The sequence below is a fragment of the Longimicrobium sp. genome, assembly GCA_036389135.1.
In the GTDB taxonomy this organism is placed as follows: domain Bacteria; phylum Gemmatimonadota; class Gemmatimonadetes; order Longimicrobiales; family Longimicrobiaceae; genus Longimicrobium.
In genome coordinates this window covers 60,723-79,436 of the sequence record DASVQP010000104.1, presented here as the reverse complement: position 1 = coordinate 79,436, position 18,714 = coordinate 60,723, and the positions used below count along the sequence as shown (strand labels likewise).

The window sequence follows — 18,714 nt, the reverse complement described above, 5'->3', positions numbered from 1 at the left end:
CCCCCGACCCCCTCCCCCGCCTGCGGGGGCGCAGGGCGGGTGAGGGGGAGAACTGCAGTCCGGGCTGCACAGATCTCGTAGGGGCGCGATTCATCGCGCCCGCCGCCCGCCTTCCTCCACCCTCGCCTTTCGAAACGATCCGGTAGGGGCAGACCCGCGTGTCTGCCCACCGCCCGCCCCACCTGGATCACCGCCCACACGCGCCGACACCTCGTAGGGGCCGCCCCACGTGGCTGCCCGTGCCTTCCGCCGCGCGGGCCCATCCCCCCCGCGCGGATGCACGCGTACGCCCCTCCCCCAGGTAGTTTTGGGGGAGGGGCCGCGAGGTGACGAGCGGGGGAGGGGGCCTACAGCAGCCGCCGCAGCGCCGCGGTATCCGTCTTCGATGCGTGGCGGGGATCGCGGGGGATGGTGCGGTACGCGCGCACCTCGTCCACGGGGACCGGGGCGAGGGCGGCGATCAGGCGCTGGCGATCCGTTGCGGACAGCGTGCCGGAGGCGGTTTCGACGCAGAGGACCGCGCGCTGGCCGCGTCCAGCGTCCGCGATGCCGAGGTAGGCGGCGTGGCGGACGCCCTCCACCTGCAGCGCGCGCACCTCGGCGGCGCCGCCCCACCACACGCGGCCGTCGCGGTGGACGCGCTCGGCGATGCGGCCCATCAGCCAGAGGCGGCCCTCGTCGTCCAGCCAGGCGGCGTCGCCGGTGCGGTGCCATACGCGGCCGGCGTCGTGGATCTTGTTGCGCAGCTCGGCTTCGGGATCGTTGAGGTAGCCTGCCAGGACGTGCGCGCCGGCCACCGCCACCTCGCCGGTCTCGCCGCGCGCGACCTCCCACCCCGCCAGCTCCGTGATTGGACCGTCGTGGGGGCGGAGGATCTTGACCTCCACCTCCGGCACGGGGCGCCCGACGCAGATCCCCCCGGCCGGGCTCTGCATGGCGGCGAGCATGTCGCGCGCGTCGATGCCGGAGATGGGCTCGGCCTCGCTGCTGCCGTAGACGACCCCGACCGTGCCGTCCGCGACGGTGGTGAGGAGGCGCGCGAGCGGGGGGAGCACGGGCGCGCCGCCGGTGAAGAGGGCGCGCAGCGGGATGCGCGCGCCGGTCTCGGCGCACCAGCGGGCGAGGCGCTCGTAGAAGGCGGGCGAGCCGCTGCTGGTTGTGACGCCCTCCGCCACCATCTGACGGTGGATGCGCGCGGGGTCGATGTCCGCCGGGCGGCGCGGGTCGAAGGCGGGGAGGACGCTGGGGATGCCGCTCGCCAGGTTGTTGAGCACGAAGGCGGGGAGCGTGGGCATGTCCACGTCGTCTTCGCGCGGGCGCAGGTGGTTCGCGAGGGCGAGGTGCTGCGCCCAGAGGAAGCTGTGCGACCGCGCCGCCGCCTTGGGCGTGCCGGTACTTCCCGTGGTGAACGTCACCAGCGCGGGCGCGTCGTCATCGACGCTCGCGGGTTCGGACGGAGTGGCGCACTCGAGGCGGCGCAGCGACAGGAGGCGGGTCCCCGCCGTCAGGTGCACGGGGATGCGGCGGATGGCGGCGCTGAGCAGCCTCAGCAACTGCGCTTTCGGAGTGCCGATGAACATCTTTGGCGACGCCACCCGCACGGCCGCGTCCAGCCGGCGGCGGTCCGCCCACGCATCGACGAAGACAGCCGTGGCGCCGCAGCGAAGCGTCGCCAGGAGTGCCACGTACAGGTCGGTGGAGAGGGGGACGAAGAGGAGCACCGAATCGCCGGGGCCGAGGCCACGGCTCGCCAGGCCGGCGCCCAGGGCGCGCACCCGGCGGTCCAGCTCGCCGAAGGTGAGGCGGCGACCAGTCTTGTCCACGATCGCGGCGCGGCCGGGATGGAGCGCCGCTCGCTCCGCCAGCCGCGCGGCGATGTTCACGGGGTCCATTCGTAGAGCGCGTAGCGGCGGAACACGTCCGCCGTGTGTCGCGAGATGCCGACGGAGGCGTTCTGCACGTGCATCAGCGCGTGGATGACCTCCGTGTACCCCCGCTCGTGCGCCAGCCGCCTGATCTCGTCGCCGAGAAAGGTGCCGAGACCCAGCCCGCGCGCGCCCTGTGCGGACGCCAGCGTCTTGAGGACGACCCTCGTGGGCCCCCTCGCGGACGTGGTGAGGAGGTCGGGGAAGGCGAAGACGTAGCCCAGGAGCCGGCCGTCTTCATCCTCGGCCAGCCGCACCAGCTCGGGGTCGAGCAGGGGGCGCAGCGGGGTGTAGCGCGCGCGGAACTCGGCGAAGGAGATCGGCGAGTAGTACAGGTTCTCCGCGAATGCCTCCACGCTGACCGCGTAGAGCGCCTCCAGCTCTTCGTCGAACCGGTCCACGCGCAGTGCGCGCACGGTGACGCCTCGGGCGCGCAGCCGCTCCGGCGCGGCCGCCGCGCGCGGGTCGGGCGTGGCCAGATCGGTGACGCGCGCGCTCTCGTACCACGCCGCCACGTAAAAACCGGCCGCCGTGAAGTCGTCCACGTACTCCGCCGGGTTCGTGGGCTCCGAAAGAAAGGGCGGGGCATCGCCGGGGATCGCGAGGCGATAGCGGCCCCACGTGCTTCCGTTCATCGGGCCGAGGACGCGGTCCACGTCCGGCAGGATGCGGAGCGCCTCCGCCAGGATCGCGACACCCGCCGCACGGTCGATGGCCTCGTAGTGGCCGATCATCCCGGTGCGGCCGGGTGCGCCGTACAGCCCGTCCGCGATCGTGACGGCGCACCGGGCGACCGGCTCGGCGCCAAGGTACGCGACCTGGCACCGCGCACCGGCGGGGACCGGCTCGTCGGCGAGCGGATAGCCGACGCGCTCGCGGACGGTGGCGAACGCGGGGTCGTCCGCGGCGGTTTCCTTGATGCGAAGATCGTGTGTCATCGAACCGTGGCGGGGCGGTCGCGGCCCAGCAGGAGGAGGGCGGGGAGGAGGAAGAGGTCGGCCAGCGCCGCGCCCACGATGGAGACCGACGCGACGATCCCGAACGACGCGATCGAGCGCGATGCGGAGGTGGCGAGCACCGCGAACCCGAGCGCCAGCACCAGCGATGCGTACACGACGGCGCGCCCCGTCTCGCGGTACGTGCTCCCGACCGCTTCCTCGCGCGACGCACCCTCCGCGCGCGCTTCGCGATAGCGGAAGAGGAAGTGGATGGTGTCATCCACCGAGATCCCCAGCACGATGGCGCCGATCGTGGCGGTGGCGATGTCGAGCGGTATCCCCGTCCATCCCATGATCCCGAACACCAGCGCCACGGGGAAGAGGTTGGTCGGGATCGCCGCCAGCGTGAGCGGCAGGGAGCGGAGGAGCACCCCCACCATCGCGAAGACGATCACGGTGGAGATCGCGAGCCCCCAGACCGTGCCGCTCACCACGTAGTCGACGATGCGCAGGTAGAGCGGCAGGTAGCCGGATGCGTGCAGCGTCGCCGCGCCGCCGAGCGTGCTGCGGCCCCCGGCTTCCAGCGCGTGCAGCGTGCTGGCAATGCGCCGCGTGCTCGTCATCGGCACGAAGGCGGTGATGCGCGCCTCCTTGCCGTCGTCGGTCAGGTACCCGCCGCCCGGCGCTATGCGGCGCGCTGCCGCCAGCTCGGCCACGCCAAAGGTGCGCGCCACGTCCGGGCGCCGTTCCACCCGCCGCTGCCACTCGCCCAGGCGCCGCAGCACCGCCGTATCCAGCACCGCCCTGCCTGCCGCCGGCCGCACGACGAACTCCAGCGGCGTGTAGAAGCCAGAGTTCTGCTCGATCCAGCGGCTGTCCGTGCGCGCGGCGTGGCCGGCCGGGAGGAGCTCGAGCGTAAAGGTGTCCGCCCGCACCCGTGACGCGCCCACCAGCAGGACCGCCGTCACCGCCGCGACACCCGCGAGCACCTGCCAGCGCCAGCGCGGAATCGTCTTCGACAGCGCGGCCAGCGTGCGGTCGATCGCGCCCCCTGCCGCACGTTCCGGAGGCGGCTGGAGGTCCCAGATGGCGAGCGCGGCGGTGCCCACCAGCAGCGTCAGCACCCACCCGATCATCATGGCCGCGGCGGCGGCGAGGCCGAGGTCACGGATGGCGGGCATGCGCGAGCTGGCCAGCGCCAGGAACCCCGCCGCCGTGGTCAGCGCGGTGAAGAGGTTGGGGAGCGCCACCCACGCCGACGCGCGCGCCACCATCTCGCGCCGTGGCTCGCCGGGCGCGAGGGCGCGCCGTTCCGTGTAGTAGTGGGAGATCAGGTGGATGGCGTCGGAGAGCCCGATCACCAGCACCAGCATGGGGAGGATGGAGGTCACCTGCGTGAAGGGGCGCCCCGTGAGGGTGAAGAGCCCCATCGTCATAACCGAGACCACCACCGGCGGCACGATGGCGATGGCGACCGCCATCCACCGCCGCAGCGCGAGCCAGAGGAGGACCGCCATCACCGCGAACGCGATCCCCAGGTAGATGCCGCTGTCGCGGATCGTCTGCCGGTTGAGCGCGTCGTACACCACCCCGATCCCCGCGTAGTGCGGCGCCCGCTCCGCGCCCAGCGTGCGAATGGCGCCCGTGCGGATATCGTCCATGATCCGCCCGCGCACCGCGTCGATGTCCGGCCGCGCCGAGATGCGCGCCAGGAGCACCACCGTCCGCCCATCCCGCGAGATCAGCCCGGCGCGGCGCAGGTAGGCGCGGGCTCCCTCGCTCGTCCCGATCGTGTCCGCCAGGGCGCCGGGGGAGAGCACCTGGTCCACACCGTCCACTTTCCGCAGCGCATCGGCGGCGCGGCGCTGCACCGCGCGCTCCTCCGCCGCGAGCGCGTCGCCTGGGGCGTGGTACGCGACGGCGACCACCTCGTCGTTGCCGAAGCGGCGCACGAAATCGCGGTAGCCGCGTAGCGCCGGGTCGTCGCGCACGAACCAGACGGCGAGGCTGTTGTCCGGCCGCAGCGCCCCCGCCGCCGCGGCCAGCGGCGCCACCGCTACCAGCAGCACCAGCAGCGTGCGCCAGGGATGCGCCGCGACGCCGCGCAGTACGCGGTAGAGGTAGGAGTCCGAGGACATCACGGAGGAGTGCGGGATTCAGCGGAAGGCGGGTTCCCCAAGATGCCGCATATCGTGCCGCGGGCGCAACTCGAACTTTCAAGTTGCGCCCGCCAACGCACTCACGCACTCACGCACTTCCCTACCGCGACACCACCGCCAGCAGCAAAAACACCCCCAGCCCAATCGCCATCTTCCGCCAGCTCCACTTCCCCGTGGTCGCGGGCTTGGTCCAGAACGCCACCACCCCGCAACTGTTGAACGAGTTCACGAAGACGTTGGGCAGCTGCGCGGCGCTGGTGTAGACTTCCACCCCTTCCAGCATGGCGGTGCTGATGAACGTGTCGACGTTGCTGTCGCGGAGCTGCCGCATGCGCATGCCGTCGATGTAGATGTCGGGGAGGCACCCCCCCGCGCCGCCGCGCATCACCACGACCGCCGATCCCGGCGCCCCTTGCTCGATGCGCACCCCCGGCATCATCCGCAGGAGGTCGCTGGCCCGCGAACCGCTGCGCCGCTCCAGATCCTTGCGCCCGATGAACCGCCCGAACCCGCCCCGGGCCATGCGGTCACGGAACCCGGCGACCCCTTCGTCGGCCCGGGCGCGGACGATGATCGGCTCCAGCAGGATCGGCGAGTGGCCCAGGCGCAGCTCGATCTCCACGCGCTCGTCCTTGGCCACGGCCACGGAGAGCGAGTCGATGGGCGTGTACGACGGGTGCCTCAACCGCAGGATGACCGTACCCGGGGGCCGCGGGTCGAAGCGGAACGCGCCCGTGCTGTCGGTCCGCGTGCTCGCCGGGGCGGCGCCGCCGGTGTGCACGAGGTCCACCCGCACGTTCGCCACGGGAGCCCCGGTGCTGTCGTCCAGCACCAATCCCTCGATCGTCTGCGCCGCCGCCGCGGCGGGCACCAGCAGCATCGCCGCCGCGATCAGCATCCGGACCATCTTCATCGACGTCTCCTCGAAAGGGCTTCCCGGCGCGCCGCTCCTCCACAGCATGTAACTCGCGACGGCACGCGCCGTCAATGACCATCGGACCCCCGCCGCCCGTCCCCTGTTCCCTCTCGCTCCCGGCGCGTGGCACATGCGGTGCAGCAGGCAGCGGCCCTTACCCATCAACAGGACGACGGAGAATGAGCGTGGATCTGAGCGGAAAGGTGGCGGTGGTGACCGGGAGCACGAAGGGGATCGGCTACGCGATCGCGGAGTCGCTGGCCCGTGCGGGGGCGGACGTGGTGGTCTCCGCGCGCAATGAGGACGAGGTGCGCGATGCAGCCCGGCGGCTGGAGGAAGTGGGCCCGGGGCGCGCGGTGGGCGTCGCCTGCGATGTGCGCCGCCACGAGGACGTGCGGCGGCTGATCGGCGCCGCGGTGGAGCTGGGCGGAGTCGACATCCTGGTGAACAATGCCGGCGTGGGCGTGTTCGCGACGGTGGACGGGATGTCGCCGGAGGAGTGGCACACCGTCATCGGCACCAACCTGGACGGCGTCTTCTTCTGCTGCCACGAGGCGATCCCGCGGCTGCGCGAGCGCGGCGGCGGGTGGATCATCAACATCGGCTCGCTGGCCGGGCGCAACGCCTTCGCGGGGGGCGCGGCGTACAACGCCTCCAAGTTCGGCCTCCTGGGCTTCACCGAGGCGATGATGCTGGACGTGCGCCACGACGACATCCGCGTCACCTGCATCATGCCGGGGAGCGTCGCCACCCACTTCAACAACCACGATCCCAGCGACGCCGACGCCTGGAAGATCCAGCCCGAGGACATCGCGCAGATCGTGATGGACCTCATCGCCATGCCCGCGCGCACCCTGCCCTCCAAGATCGAAGTGCGCCCTTCGCGCCCGAAGTCGGGGTGAGCGTGGCGGACCATAGCAAGCCCAGAGCGGTGGTCTGGGACCTGGACGGCACGCTGGCAGACGACCGGGCGCGCGCGCACTTCGTGGAGGTGGAGGCGGGGCGCGCGCGCGACTGGCAGTCGTACTTCGACGCACTCGACCAGGACCCGCCGATCGCGGCATCCATGGAGGTGCTGCGCGCGATGCGCGCGGCCGGCATCCGCATCATCTTCCTCACCGGGCGCCCCCACTACACGCGCCCCAAGACGGAGCGGTGGCTGGAAGCGAACGGCCTCGCGGAGTACGACCTCCTGGTGATGCGCCCCGAAGGGGACGGGCGCCCCGCCGGCTTCTTCAAGGTGGAAGCCGTCCACCGCCTGCGCCGCGAGTACGAGCTGGTGTGCGCCTTCGAAGACCGCATCGACGTCGCCAACCACCTGCGCCAGGCGGGGATACCCGTCTTCCTCTTCGGCGCCGGGATGGAGGCCGCGGCCGAGGCCCTCGAAGCCCTCGACGCCACCGAGGACGAGGTGCTGCGGGAGGCCGAACACAAGGAACACGGCCCCCAATAGCACGCCCTGGCGCCGAAGCGGCCAGCGCCCGAACGGGTTTTTCGGCCCGATTGACGCGGTATTTGCAAGCGCTACCTTTCAGCCCGGGGTGAACCATCCGCCGCGGGCCGACCGGTCGTGGCGCCGCACGTCCACCGGCCACATTTCTCGTGATCAGCACGGCAGAGCTGGCGAGCACCGCGCGTGCCCGCCTCATCGACGCGGAGTTGCTCAGCGCCGCCGGCCGCTACGACAGCGCCGTGTACCTGTGCGGTTACGCGGTCGAGCTGCAGTTGAAGGCGGCGATCTGCCGCACACTGGGCTGGTCCGAATTTCCGTCGTCAAACCGCGAGTTCGAGAAGCTGCGGGCCGTGAAAACGCACGACTTCGAAACCCTGCTCAACCTGACGGAGAATCGAGCCGAGATCCTGACTGTGTACCAGAACGAATGGGAGGAGGTGAAGACGTGGAATCCCGAACTGAGGTACAGCCCGGTTGGAAGCATGGACGAACGAAAGGCTCGCTCCCTTCTCGGGGCTGCCACAACGCTGTTTCGCGTCCTGTAGATCCGTTCGTATTCAAGCTCGTCGCTTTCGAGGACCGCCTGCAGCGTGAGAACGGAAAACCGTGCTTGTTCGCGCTGATCCGGCGGCAGGGATTCATGATGCGGTGGGAGGTGTTCCTGGCCGCACCCTGGGCTGCGGGGGACCCCGACGGAGCGAGGCGGTCGCTGGTGGCGGAGCTCGTATCCTGGCTAACGCCCGAAGAGCGAACCAAGTTCGGCGGAGTGACGGTGCTGCGGCCCTGCGACGATTTCGTATGCGAGCTCTTGGAGCGCGTCGAGGGGCACGAGTTGGTGCACGAGCTCCGCGCGACGATGATCCAGGACGTGGACATCCAGCGCGCGGTCATCATCAACTCCTGCGTCGCGGAGTAGGCGCCTCAGGGGCTCGCGCCGCCCCTGGCGGACCACACGCGGGCCACGCTGCCGCCCACCTCGCGCACCCCTTCCACGTAGTCGTAGTGGAGGGTGAAGGCGTCGCGCCCGCCATCCATCCGCGCCCAGGCGGCGGGGAGGCGCAGCCACCAGGCGCGGATGATCCAGGCGCCGCCGGGGAGGCGCACGAAGTCGGCGCGGCCACGGGGAGCGTAGCGTGCCTGCGCCCGCACGCGCGTGTACTGCCACTCCAGGTGGCGTAGCTCCGAGCTGCGGGCGTCCACCCAGAGCACGCCGCGCACGTCCGGCCGGCGGCGCGAGGGAACCGGCTCGAAAGCGAGCCCGATCAGCCCCGCCTCCGCGCCGCGACCCTGGCGCAGCGAGAAGCAGTGCTGCGCGAGGAAGTCCTCCGAGAGCAGCACCTCGGCGTCGGGACCGAAGAAGACGACCCGGCCGGCCACGTTCCGAACGAAGCCGAGCCGGTCCAGCTCCCCCACGGGGACGCTGGCGAAGGGGACGCCGCCGACCATGCGCACCAGCGCGGTGGAGTCCTCAAGCAGCGAGTCGCTCCGCACTTGCGTGGTGCGCACGTAGGTCGCGAAGTCGTACCCGATCGTCGAATCCGCGGCGGTGCGCACGGTGAGCGCGAGCGCATTGCGGGCCTCTTCCCAGACGCGCTCCAGCGCCGCGCCGCTCGTGCGGACGGCCTCGCAGCGTGGGCGCGCTGTCGCGACCAGCCCCTCCAGCGTCACCGTCCGCGGCGTGATGGCGAGCGAGCGGGCGAGCCTCTCGCCGTCGCGCAGGGCGAAAGGCGCGGAGACGGCACTCTGGAACCCGACCTGGCCCGCACGCAGGCGGTAGCTTCCGGGGCCCGGCGCCCGGATGCGGAAGCCGCCGGCGCTGTCCGCCGCGGCGTCGGAGACGGGGCGCCCCGCCGCGTCCAGCAGCTCCACCAGACTTCCGGGCACCGCCGCGCCCGCCGAGGTGACGCGCCCCTGCACCTCCTGCGCGGCGAGCGGGCCGGCGAGCAGCGCGAGCGCGGCGCAGAGAATGATCTGGTGGCGGAGGTGGGATGGGAAAAGGCTGCTCATTCTTCTGTGGCACCATTCGAGGGTAAGATCTGCCAGGCGCCACACGTTTACTGACCGGGCGCGGGTCAGGCAAGGTTTCCGTCATTGATCCAGCGCCATGGCTGCCGCGTGACGCGCGCGGGGTTTGCGCTGGGTGCGGACGCGCTCCATTATCCCGCGCGGCACCACCGACCACGAATCCGGACCCACGAGGAGCCATGACGGATAGCCACGCCCAGTTCCGCACCGAGCGCGACTCGCTCGGCGAGATGCAGGTGCCCGCCGATGCGCTGTACGGTGCGCAGACGCAGCGGGCCGTGGAGAACTTCCCCATCAGCGGCATCCGCTTCCCGCGGCGCTTCATCCACGCGCTGGGGACGATCAAGAAGGCCGCCGCGCAGGCCAACGCCGAGCTGGGCCAACTGGACGACGGCGTGGCGGGCGCCATCGTCCGCGCGGCGGACGAGGTGATCGAGGGGCGCTGGGACGCGCAGTTCGTCCTCGACATCTTCCAGACGGGGAGCGGCACCTCCACCAACATGAACACCAACGAGGTGATCGCCACCCGCGCCGGCCAGCTTCGCGGCGAGGGGGAGACGCGCGTTCACCCCAACGACCACGTCAACATGGGGCAGAGCTCCAACGACGTGATCCCCACCGCCATGCACGTGGCCGCGCGCGTGGCGATCCAGGAGGACCTGATTCCCGCGCTGGAGCGCCTGCGCGACGCGCTGCGGGCCAAGGCCGCCGCCTTCGACGACGTGGTCAAGAGCGGGCGCACGCACCTGATGGATGCCACCCCTGTGCGTCTGGGGCAGGAGTTTGGCGGCTACGCATCTCAGGTGGAGCACGGCATCCGCCGGTTGCGCGCCGCCGGCGAGGAGCTGTCCGAGCTGGCGCTGGGCGGCACCGCGGTGGGGACGGGCACCAACGCCCTCCCCGCCTTTCCCGGGGCCGCCATCGCGCGCATCAGCGACCTCACCGGGATCACCTTTCGCGAGGCGGAGAACCACTTCGAGGCCCAGGGCGCCAAGGATGCCTACGTCTCCGCCTCCGGCGCGCTGAACACGCTGGCGGTGTCGCTCCTCAAGATCGCCAACGACATCCGCTGGCTGGCGAGCGGCCCCACCTCCGGCCTGGCCGAGATCACCCTTCCGGCGGTGCAGCCGGGCTCCTCCATCATGCCGGGGAAGGTGAACCCGGTGATGAGCGAGGCGCTGATGATGGTATGCGCGCAGGTGATGGGGAACCACGTCGCGGTTACCGTGGGCGGGCAGCACGGCAACTTCGAGCTCAACGTGATGATGCCGGTGATGGCCCACAACCTCCTGCAGTCGGTCGCGATCCTGGCGCAGGGGTGCGACGCCTTTCGCACCCGCGCGGTCGAGGGGATCGGCGCGAACCGCGAGCGGTGCCGCGAGCTGCTGGAGCGGAACCCCTCCATCGCCACGGCGCTCAACGCCTACATCGGCTACGACGAGGCGGCGGCGGTGGCCAAGGAATCCGCCAAGAACTTCGAGTCCGTGCGCGACGTGGTGAAGCGCCGCGGCGTCCTCTCCGACGAGCAGCTCGACCAGGTGCTCAACGTGCGCGACATGACCGAGCCGGGCATCCCCGGTGGCGGCGTGGTGGGCGGCGGAGGCGGCTGACCGGATCTTGTGCGGGATCGCGCAGTTGCGGCGTTGGTGGGGAAAGATCCTCGATTTCCGCCCCTCTGAGCAGCGCATGATCCGATCCGTCCCCACCCTCGTACTCGCGATCACCCTTTCCGCCTGCACCATGAACATGCAGGCGGTCAGGGAACCGCCGTACTCCTACGCCGCCGCGACCGCGCCGCCCTGGCAGAGCATGGTGTACGCGGCGCGCACGGACAGCGGTGTGGTGGTTGTGGACCTGGGGTGGTACGGGGCGGGGCGCGATCTGCGGCGCGTGCTGGCTCGGCTGGGTGCGCGCCCGGAGGACGTGACGGACGTCTTCCTCACCCACAGCCACCGCGACCACATCGGCGCGTGGGAGACGGTGAGGGCGGCGCGCTTCCACCTCTCCGCCGCGGAGGCGCCCATCTTCCAGGGCGGCGCGCATCACAGCGACCTGCCGTCGCGCACCGGCGAGGCGGTGCTGGGGAACCCGGCCCCCTCGCGGGGCGAGGTGGCGGTGCGCCCCTTCACCGGCGACACCGTCTTCACGTTCGGCAGGGACACGCTGCGCGCATACCTCCTTCCGGGGCACACGCCGGGGAGCGCCGCGTACCTCTTTCGCCGCGTGCTCTTCATGGGCGACGCGTTCGCCTGGCACCTCTTCGGCGGCATCCGCCCCGCGGACGAGATCTTTACGGAGAACTCGGCGCAGAACCGGGCCAACGTCCGCGCCCTGCTCCACCGCGTCCTCCCCCTCGGCGTCGACTGGGCCTGCAACGCCCACGCGAAGTGCGTGCGGCCGGACTCCGCGTTCGTGGAGCGGGTGGCGGGGTAGGGCCGCCCCCCCCTCTCCCCCGCAAGCGGGGGAAAGGGTGCACTCCGCGCCGGGTCGAGTCCACAGTGTCATCTGCCGAATCGGCCCGCCGCGAGCATCCTCGCGGCGGGCCGATCTACCATTCCCCATTCCCCATTCCCCATTCCCCCTCATCACGGCGCGGGCCCGACCGGCCCCTGCTGATGCGAATGCCGGCCGCGCAGCGCCGTGCGCACCGCGGCCATGCCGTAGCGCGGAATCGCCAGGCCGAAGCCGAGGACGATAGGGAGCCCCGCCGTGCAGATGCGCCAGAAGAGGAAGACGGTCCCCAGGCTGCCGCCCAGGTCCCCGGCGGCGCCACTGGAGAAGGCGAGCTCGATGGCGCCCGCCCCGCCCGGCGTGGGGAGGAAGAGCTGGCCGTAGATCAGCGCAAAGGAGCTGATGGCGAGCACCTGGATCGTCGGTGGATTGGGGAGGGTCTGCGCCAGCACGGGCAGGACGGCGACGCGGCAGGCCACGCTCATCAGCGTGAGCGGGACGCTCGCCGCCAACGGCCACCCCAGCGCGCCGCGCACCGACGACCACACGATGCGGCTCCTGCGCGGCTTACCCGCTGCGCGGCGGCGGCGGTGCACGATCCACCACACCAGCACGCTGCCGACCACCACCGCCACGATCCAGGGCACCACCCAGCGGAACGACTCGATCATCTCCGGACCGACCCCGCGCCACCATCCCGGCGCGTAGATCAGCCCCGCGATGATCGCCGCGATCGCGACCACCACCGAATAGCTCACCACCTCCACCGCGAGCAGCGGGATCGCCGCCGCCAGCGGCACGCCGGCGAAGATCATCCCCCCCAGCCGCGCCGGCTCCCCGCCGATCCTCAGCGGCGTCACCACCGCCGCCGCGTCGCCGAAGACGTTGAGGACGAAGACCTCCCAGTACGGCAGCGGATGCCCCGCTCCCTTCAGGAAGAGCTGGATGCGCAGGGCCCGCAGCGCCAGGTCGACGGCCACGAGGAGCAGACAGAGTGCGACGGCGGGCGCGAGCGACAATGCTTCCAACTCCATGCGTGCGAGGGAGATTGGAGGCAGTGCAAGCAACGCACCGGGGCAGGGAAGTGCACTGGTGAGAAAAGCCGAACGGCCGTTTCACACAGAGACACAGAGGGAACGGCAAGAACGCCAGAAGGGTGCTCTGTGCCCTCGCAGTTCTCTCCGTGTTCTCTGCGTGATGCTTTTCAGTCCTTGATCCCGAGCTGATCCAGGATGAACGCATACCTGAACGCCGTCTCGCGCAGCGCATCGTAGCGGCCGGAGGCGCCGCCGTGGCCCGCGCCCATGTTGGTGCGCAGGAGGAGCGGGTTGGCGTCTGTCTTGTGGGCCCGCAGCTTGGCGACCCACTTGGCCGGCTCCCAGTACGGCACGCGCGGGTCGTTGAGGCCGCCCGTCACCAGCATCGCCGGGTACGCCTTGCGCTCCACGTTGTCGTACGGCGAGTAGCTCTTCATGTAGCCGTAGTACTCGGGCTGGCTCGGGTTCCCCCACTGCAGCCACTCGCCGGTGGTCAGCGGGATGGAGGCGTCCAGCATCGTGTTGATGACGTCCACAAAGGGCACGTCCGCCACCACGGCGCGAAACAGCTCGGGGCGCATGTTGACCACCGCGCCCATCAGCAGCCCGCCCGCGCTTCCCCCGCGGATGGCGAGGCGCTCGCGCGAGGTGTACCTCTCGCCGATCAGGTGCTCGGCCGCGGCGACGAAGTCGGTGAAGGTGTTCTTCTTGTTGAGGAGCTTACCCTGGTCGTACCAGTGGCGCCCCATCTCCTGCCCGCCGCGCACGTGGGCGATGGCGTAGATGACGCCGCGGTCCAGCAGGCTCAGGTTGTTGGACGAGAAGTTGGGATCGGTGCTGCTGCCGTACGAGCCGTACGCGTACAGAAGCAGCGGGCGCCGGCCGTCGCGCACCAGCGGCTTGCGGTACACGATGGAGAGCGGCACCCTCGTGCCGTCCGCCGCGCGCGCCCAGCTCCGCTCGGTGGCGTACCGCGTGGGATCGTAGCCGCCCACCACCTCGGTCGCCTTCTTCAGCTCGCGGGTGCGCCGCGCCATGTGGAAGTCGTACACCGCGGGCGGCGTCACCAGCGAGTTGTAGGTAAAGCGCACGGTGGGCGAGTCGAAGTCCGGGTTCTCGCCGGGGCGGATGGTGTACACCGGCTCCGGAAAGTCCACGTCGTACCCGCCGGTCCCGTCCGGCCGCACCACGCGGATCTTCCGCAGCGCGTTCTGCCGCTGGTACAGCACCAGGTGGTTGCGGAATACGTCGATCCCGCCCAGCAGCACGGAGTCGCTGGTGGGGATCAGGTCGCGCCAGCTCCCCGGGTCCCCCTCGGGGGCGGTGACGAGCTTGAAGTTGGGGGCGTTCTCGTTGGTGGTGATCAGGAAACGGTCGCCGTGGTGCTCCACGTCGTACAGCAGCTCCGCCCTGCGTGGGCGGATCGTGCGGAACGTCCCCATCGGCTGGCCGGCCGGGAGCACGCGCACCTCCGAGGCGTTGAAGCTCCCCGACGAGATCGTCAGGTAGCGCCGGTCCTTGGTCCTGCCGATCGTGATGCGAAAGAGCTCGTCCGGCTCCTCGCCCACCACCGCGTCGGCCGAGGTGGGCGTGCCCAGCGTGTGGCGGAGAATGCGGTAGGGGCGGTTGGCCGCGTCGCTCATGCCGTAGAAGAGGGTGCGGTTGTCCGCCGCCCACTCCACGTTCCCGTTCACCCGCTCCACGCGGTCGGGAAGGATGCGGCCGGTCGTCAGGTCCTTGATCATCAGCGTGTAGCGCTCGCCGCCGGTGGTGTCCACCGCGAAGACGAGCATCCGCGCGTCGGGGCTCACCTCGAACGCGCCCACCGAGAAGTAGCGCGTCCCCTCCGCCATCCGGTTCTGGTCCAGCAGCACCTCTTCGGGCGCGGAGAGGCTCCCGCGCTTGCGGGCCAGGATCGGGTACTGCTTCCCGGTCTCGGTGCGCGAGTAGTAGAAGTAGTCGCCGATGCGTTCCGGCACCGAGAGGTCCGTCTCCCTGATCCGCCCCTTCATCTCCTGGAAGAGCTTCTCCTGGAGCGCGGCGGTGTGCCCCATCATCGCCTCGGTGTACCGGTTCTCCTCCTCCAGGTACCCGATGACCGCGGGGTCCCTGCGCTGGTCGTCGCGCAGCCAGAAGTAGTTGTCGATGCGCACGTCGCCCAGCGTGGTGTCCGCGCGCGGTACGATGCGCGCCACCGGCGGCCGCGGCGTCTGCGCGAGAACGGGCGTCGCGCAGACCAGCGCGGTGCCGAGAACGAAGAGGGGATGGATGCGCATGGTCAGCGGAAGATAGAGACGGATGGGATTGGATTGCTTTCGCATTCTACGCGGCGCGCGTCGTGTGTGGTAGGGGCGCGACTCATCGCGCCCGTGTCACGCGCCGCTCCGCCGCCCGCCCCAACACACCCGAAATCTGTAGTGGCGGGACCTGCGTGTCCGCCCGTCCTCTCCCCGCCTCACTCCTCGGCCACTCGCACCAATCCACACGCCACCAACGCAAAGGGCGCCGCCCAACCCGGACGGCGCCCTCCACATCGAACCAACCACGCGATCCTACAGGTGGATCATCCTTCCATCCACCCCCAGCGCGGCTTCCTTCACCGCCTCGGGCAGCGTCGGGTGCGCGTGGACCGTGCGCGCGATGTCCTCGGCGGAGGCCTGGAACTCGATGGCGGTGGCGAGCTGCGCGATCAGGTCCGAGGCGCGCGGGCCGATGATGTGCGCACCCAGCATCCGGTCCGTGCGGGCGTCGGCCAGTATCTTCACGAAGCCGTCGGTCTCGCCCATCGCCTTGGCGCGTCCGTTGGCCAGGAAGGGGAACTTGCCGGTCTTGTACTCGATCCCCTGCGCCTTCAGCTCCTCCTCGGTGGCGCCGACGGAGGCGATCTCGGGCCAGGTGTAGACGATGTTGGCGACGGCGTCGTAGTTGACGTGGCCGTGCTTCCCCGCGGCGATCTCCACCGCGGCCACGCCCTCGTCCTCCGCCTTGTGCGCCAGCATCCGCCCGCCGATCGCGTCGCCGATGGCGTACACGTTGCCGACGCCGGTGTGGTATCGGGTATCCACCTGGATCACGCCGCGCTCCATGCGGATCCCGGCCTCCGCGAAGCCCATCCCTTCCGTGTAAGCGCGCCGCCCGACCGACACCAGAAGGTAGTCCGCCTCGATTGAGTCCTGACCTTCGACGCTGACCACGACTTTGTCGCCCTGCCGCTCCGCGCCGGTCACGCGCGCGCCGGTGCGGATGTCGAAGCCCTGCTTGCGGAAGACGCGGTCCGCCGTCTTCACCACCTCGCCGTCCAGGCCGGTGAGGATGGTGGGCATCGCCTCCAGGATGGTGACCTTGGCGCCCAGCCGCAGCCAGACGCTCCCCAGCTCCATCCCGATCACGCCGCCGCCCACGATCACCAGGTGCTCCGGGACGGCGGGGATGAACTGCGCGCCGGTGGAGTCGATGATCCGCTCATGGTCGAACTTCAGGAAGGGGAGCTCGACGGGGACGGAGCCCGGCGCCAGGATGATCGTCTTCCCGCGCACCGTCTGCGTGCCGCTCTCCCCCGTCACCTCGATGGTCTCCGGCGAGGTCATGCGCCCGAAGCCCCTGATCCACTCGATCTTGTTCTTCTTGAATAGCCCGGCGACGCCCTGCGTGAGCGACTTCACTACCGCGTCCTTGCGGGCGAGCATGGTGGGGACGTCCACGGTCGCGCCCTCCACGCGGATGCCGTGCAGCTCGGCCTTGTGGCGGATCTGCTCAAAGAGCTCGGACGAGTCGAGGAGCGCCTTGCTGGGGATGCACCCCACGCGCAGGCAGGTGCCGCCCAGCGCCGGCTCCTTTTCGATGCACGCCGTCTTGAAGCCCATCTGCGCCGCGCGGATCGCCGCCACGTACCCGCCGGGCCCGCCGCCGAGCACGACGAGGTCGAATTCCAGTGTCTCCGCCATATCAGATATCCAACCAGGCGCTAAGGGCCTGGTCCAGTTGTTTGCCGTCAGCCGGCCGAAGACTCCCAAGCCTCTTCGCGACCAGCGATGAATGTATCGTATACACCCCACGCTTCGCGGCGGTCGGCACGTGGAGTCCGCTGCGTGCCCACTCCGCCAGCATGAACTCTCCCGGCAGCAGGCCCGTGGTCCGGCTCGTGAGCGGGGTTATCAGCAGATCCTGAGAAGGATGTGCCGCGCTCACGACGACAGCCGGCCTCACCTTTGCGCCCGACAGGTCCGAGAACGGGTATCGAACGAGGACGACGTCGTGCCTAGACCAGCTGGCCATAGACGTCGTCTTCCTCGTTGCCCCAGACCATGTCTAGCGACGGCTGGCTCGCGCCCGTCCAGAAATCCTGCTCGTCATCGGGAACGACGGTGATGAGCAGCCGCGTGCCCTCGGGAAGGTCGAGCCGGTCCAGAGGCTCGATCTTCCCGTCGTGAACGACAGCGCGCACGGCGTTCGTCATGTCAGCCTTCGAGGAGCAGGTTGAGCGGATCCTCGATGTTCCGCTTCACCGTGACCAGGAAGCGCACCGCCTCGCTGCCGTCCACGATGCGGTGGTCGTAGGTGAGGGCGACGTACATGATGGGGCGGATCTCCACCTGGCCGTTCACGGCGACGGGCCTCTCCACGATGTTGTGCATCCCCAGGATGCCGACCTGCGGCGGGTTGAGGATGGGCGTGGAGAGCATCGACCCAAAGGTGCCGCCGTTGGTGATGGTGAAGGTGCCGCCCTGCAGCTCCTCCAGCGTCAGCTTCCCGTCACGCGCGCGGGCCCCCAGGTCGGCGATCTCCTTCTCCAGCGCGGCGAAGCTCTTCTTGTCCGCGTCGCGGATCACGGGCACCACGAGCCCTTCCTCGGCGCCGACGGCGATGCCGATGTCGTAGTGCTGCTTGAGGACCATCTCGTCGCCCTGGATCTCCGCGTTGATGCGCGGGAACTGCTTGAGGGCGGCGATCACCGACTTGGTAAAGAACGACATGAATCCGAGCTTGATGCCGTGCTGCTTCACGAACGCGTCCTGCCGCTCCTTGCGCAGCTTCATCACCGCGCTCATGTCCACCTCGTTGAAGGTGGTGAGCGACGCCGTGGTCTGCTGCGCCTCCACCAGCCGCCGCGCGATCGTCTGGCGGCGGCGCGACATCCGCTCGCGCTTCTCGCGGCCCGGTGCGGCCGGCGCGGTGGGGGCCGGCTGCGGGCGCGGGGGCGCGGCCTGCACGGCGGGCGCCGGTGCGGCGGGTGCGGCGGCAGGCTGCTGCTGGGCGCGCGCGCGGCCGTCCTCGATCACCTTGAGGACGTCTTCCTTGGTGATGCGCCCGTTGGGGCCAGAGCCGCGGATCTGCGCGAGGTCCAGGTTGTTGTCCGCCGCCAGGGTGCGCACGGCGGGCGAGGTCTGTGCCCCCTCGCCGACGTGCTCGGCCACCTCGGGAGCGGCAGCCGGCGCGGCGGCCGGAGCCGCGGCCTCCGCGGGCGGCTGCTCGGCAGCGCCGGCGCCCTCGCCCAGCTCGGCCAGCAGCTCGTTGACGCCGACGGTGTCGCCTTCGTTCTTGACGATCCGCCCGAGGACGCCGGCCTGCGGGGCCGCGACCTCGACGGTGATCTTGTCCGTCTCCAGCTCCACCAGGATCTCGTCCTTGGCGACGGGCTGGCCCTCCTGCTTGGTCCAGCGGCCGACCGTGGCCTCCACCACCGACTCGCCCAACGGCGGAACGCGGATCTCAACCGGCATCGGGGTACGCTCCAGATTAGGGATTGGGGATGGGGGATGAGGGATTGGGGATCAGGAGGAGCCTCGAGGCAGCCGGACGGTCCATTCCTC

General features: G+C 70.6%; 16 protein-coding genes. 6 read left to right on the top strand and 10 right to left on the bottom strand.

From position 1 onward, the window contains the following. Nucleotides 1–347 precede the first annotated feature (347 nt). The 4 genes from VF584_22060 to VF584_22045 form a co-directional block, all read right to left on the bottom strand. On the bottom strand, nucleotides 348–1,892 hold the full coding sequence (locus tag VF584_22060; protein ID HEX8212876.1) for an AMP-binding protein: 1,545 nt from the start codon (nucleotides 1,890–1,892) through the stop codon (nucleotides 348–350). Continuing rightward, the gene (locus VF584_22055; GenBank protein ID HEX8212875.1) at nucleotides 1,880–2,863 is read right to left on the bottom strand and encodes a GNAT family N-acetyltransferase; all 984 of its coding nucleotides are present in this window, start codon (nucleotides 2,861–2,863) and stop codon (nucleotides 1,880–1,882) included. The genes VF584_22060 and VF584_22055 overlap by 13 nt, the downstream gene beginning before the upstream one ends. Further along, complete coding sequence (locus VF584_22050) at nucleotides 2,860–5,001, bottom strand: MMPL family transporter (protein ID HEX8212874.1); 2,142 nt, start codon at nucleotides 4,999–5,001, stop codon at nucleotides 2,860–2,862. Before VF584_22050 ends, VF584_22055 begins: the two co-directional genes overlap by 4 nt. 121 nt (nucleotides 5,002–5,122) lie before the next feature. Next, nucleotides 5,123–5,935, bottom strand: coding sequence for a carboxypeptidase regulatory-like domain-containing protein (locus VF584_22045; GenBank protein ID HEX8212873.1), 813 nt, complete (start codon nucleotides 5,933–5,935; stop codon nucleotides 5,123–5,125). 182 nt (nucleotides 5,936–6,117) lie between these two features. Between VF584_22045 and VF584_22040 the strand changes: the two genes are divergently transcribed. The 4 genes from VF584_22040 (at nucleotide 6,118) to VF584_22025 (ending at nucleotide 8,307) form a co-directional block, all read left to right on the top strand. Next, entirely contained in the window at nucleotides 6,118–6,840 is a 723-nt protein-coding gene (locus tag VF584_22040; GenBank protein ID HEX8212872.1) for an SDR family oxidoreductase, read from the top strand. A gap of 2 nt (nucleotides 6,841–6,842) precedes the next feature. Next, nucleotides 6,843–7,391 carry an HAD family acid phosphatase gene (locus VF584_22035; GenBank protein ID HEX8212871.1) on the top strand — a complete coding sequence of 183 codons (549 nt, stop codon included), beginning with the start codon at nucleotides 6,843–6,845 and terminating at the stop codon, nucleotides 7,389–7,391. A 149-nt stretch (nucleotides 7,392–7,540) separates the two neighbouring features. Beyond that, the gene (locus tag VF584_22030) at nucleotides 7,541–7,936 is read left to right on the top strand and encodes a HEPN domain-containing protein (protein ID HEX8212870.1); all 396 of its coding nucleotides are present in this window, start codon (nucleotides 7,541–7,543) and stop codon (nucleotides 7,934–7,936) included. A gap of 65 nt (nucleotides 7,937–8,001) precedes the next feature. Continuing rightward, on the top strand, nucleotides 8,002–8,307 hold the full coding sequence (locus VF584_22025) for a hypothetical protein (GenBank protein HEX8212869.1): 306 nt from the start codon (nucleotides 8,002–8,004) through the stop codon (nucleotides 8,305–8,307). Nucleotides 8,308–8,312: 5 nt separating this feature from the next. Here VF584_22025 and VF584_22020 read toward each other — a convergent pair whose 3' ends face one another. Continuing rightward, nucleotides 8,313–9,398 (bottom strand): carboxypeptidase-like regulatory domain-containing protein, encoded by a 1,086-nt coding sequence (locus VF584_22020; GenBank protein ID HEX8212868.1) that lies wholly within the window; start codon nucleotides 9,396–9,398, stop codon nucleotides 8,313–8,315. 197 nt (nucleotides 9,399–9,595) lie between these two features. Between VF584_22020 and VF584_22015 the strand changes: the two genes are divergently transcribed. Continuing rightward, nucleotides 9,596–11,026, top strand: a complete 1,431-nt coding sequence (locus VF584_22015; GenBank protein HEX8212867.1) for a class II fumarate hydratase — start codon at nucleotides 9,596–9,598, stop codon at nucleotides 11,024–11,026. Between the two features lie 76 nt (nucleotides 11,027–11,102). Beyond that, the gene (locus tag VF584_22010; protein HEX8212866.1) at nucleotides 11,103–11,849 is read left to right on the top strand and encodes an MBL fold metallo-hydrolase; all 747 of its coding nucleotides are present in this window, start codon (nucleotides 11,103–11,105) and stop codon (nucleotides 11,847–11,849) included. A gap of 152 nt (nucleotides 11,850–12,001) precedes the next feature. Here the strand turns inward: VF584_22010 and VF584_22005 are convergent, their stop codons facing one another. The 5 genes from VF584_22005 to odhB all read right to left on the bottom strand — a co-directional run bounded on the left by VF584_22005 (nucleotide 12,002) and on the right by odhB (nucleotide 18,624). After that, nucleotides 12,002–12,886: a lysylphosphatidylglycerol synthase domain-containing protein gene (locus tag VF584_22005; GenBank protein HEX8212865.1), complete on the bottom strand. Its 885-nt coding sequence runs from the start codon at nucleotides 12,884–12,886 to the stop codon at nucleotides 12,002–12,004. A gap of 185 nt (nucleotides 12,887–13,071) precedes the next feature. Beyond that, on the bottom strand, nucleotides 13,072–15,225 hold the full coding sequence (locus VF584_22000) for a S9 family peptidase (protein HEX8212864.1): 2,154 nt from the start codon (nucleotides 15,223–15,225) through the stop codon (nucleotides 13,072–13,074). 231 nt (nucleotides 15,226–15,456) lie between these two features. After that, nucleotides 15,457–16,848 (bottom strand): dihydrolipoyl dehydrogenase, encoded by a 1,392-nt coding sequence (gene lpdA, locus VF584_21995; GenBank protein ID HEX8212863.1) that lies wholly within the window; start codon nucleotides 16,846–16,848, stop codon nucleotides 15,457–15,459. Nucleotides 16,849–17,162: 314 nt separating this feature from the next. Continuing rightward, a complete protein-coding gene (locus VF584_21990; GenBank protein HEX8212862.1) occupies nucleotides 17,163–17,360 on the bottom strand; it encodes an antitoxin family protein in 198 nt (65 codons plus the stop codon). A 1-nt stretch (nucleotide 17,361) separates the two neighbouring features. Then, nucleotides 17,362–18,624: a 2-oxoglutarate dehydrogenase complex dihydrolipoyllysine-residue succinyltransferase gene (gene odhB / locus VF584_21985; GenBank protein HEX8212861.1), complete on the bottom strand. Its 1,263-nt coding sequence runs from the start codon at nucleotides 18,622–18,624 to the stop codon at nucleotides 17,362–17,364. Nucleotides 18,625–18,714: the final 90 nt, after the last annotated feature.

Bases quoted from the DNA above. Each gene is read 5' to 3' on its own strand.
- VF584_22040 (HEX8212872.1), top strand. From the start codon at position 6,118: ATGAGCGTGGATCTGAGCGGAAAGGTGGCGGTGGTGACCGGGAGCACG.
- VF584_21990 (HEX8212862.1), bottom strand. From the start codon at position 17,360: ATGACGAACGCCGTGCGCGCTGTCGTTCACGACGGGAAGATCGAGCCT.
- lpdA (HEX8212863.1), bottom strand. From the start codon at position 16,848: ATGGCGGAGACACTGGAATTCGACCTCGTCGTGCTCGGCGGCGGGCCC.
- VF584_22045 (HEX8212873.1), bottom strand. From the start codon at position 5,935: ATGAAGATGGTCCGGATGCTGATCGCGGCGGCGATGCTGCTGGTGCCC.
- VF584_22055 (HEX8212875.1), bottom strand. From the start codon at position 2,863: ATGACACACGATCTTCGCATCAAGGAAACCGCCGCGGACGACCCCGCG.
- VF584_22050 (HEX8212874.1), bottom strand. From the start codon at position 5,001: ATGTCCTCGGACTCCTACCTCTACCGCGTACTGCGCGGCGTCGCGGCG.
- VF584_22010 (HEX8212866.1), top strand. From the start codon at position 11,103: ATGATCCGATCCGTCCCCACCCTCGTACTCGCGATCACCCTTTCCGCC.
- VF584_22015 (HEX8212867.1), top strand. From the start codon at position 9,596: ATGACGGATAGCCACGCCCAGTTCCGCACCGAGCGCGACTCGCTCGGC.
- VF584_22020 (HEX8212868.1), bottom strand. From the start codon at position 9,398: ATGAGCAGCCTTTTCCCATCCCACCTCCGCCACCAGATCATTCTCTGC.
- odhB (HEX8212861.1), bottom strand. From the start codon at position 18,624: ATGCCGGTTGAGATCCGCGTTCCGCCGTTGGGCGAGTCGGTGGTGGAG.
- VF584_22000 (HEX8212864.1), bottom strand. From the start codon at position 15,225: ATGCGAAAGCAATCCAATCCCATCCGTCTCTATCTTCCGCTGACCATG.
- VF584_22060 (HEX8212876.1), bottom strand. From the start codon at position 1,892: ATGGACCCCGTGAACATCGCCGCGCGGCTGGCGGAGCGAGCGGCGCTC.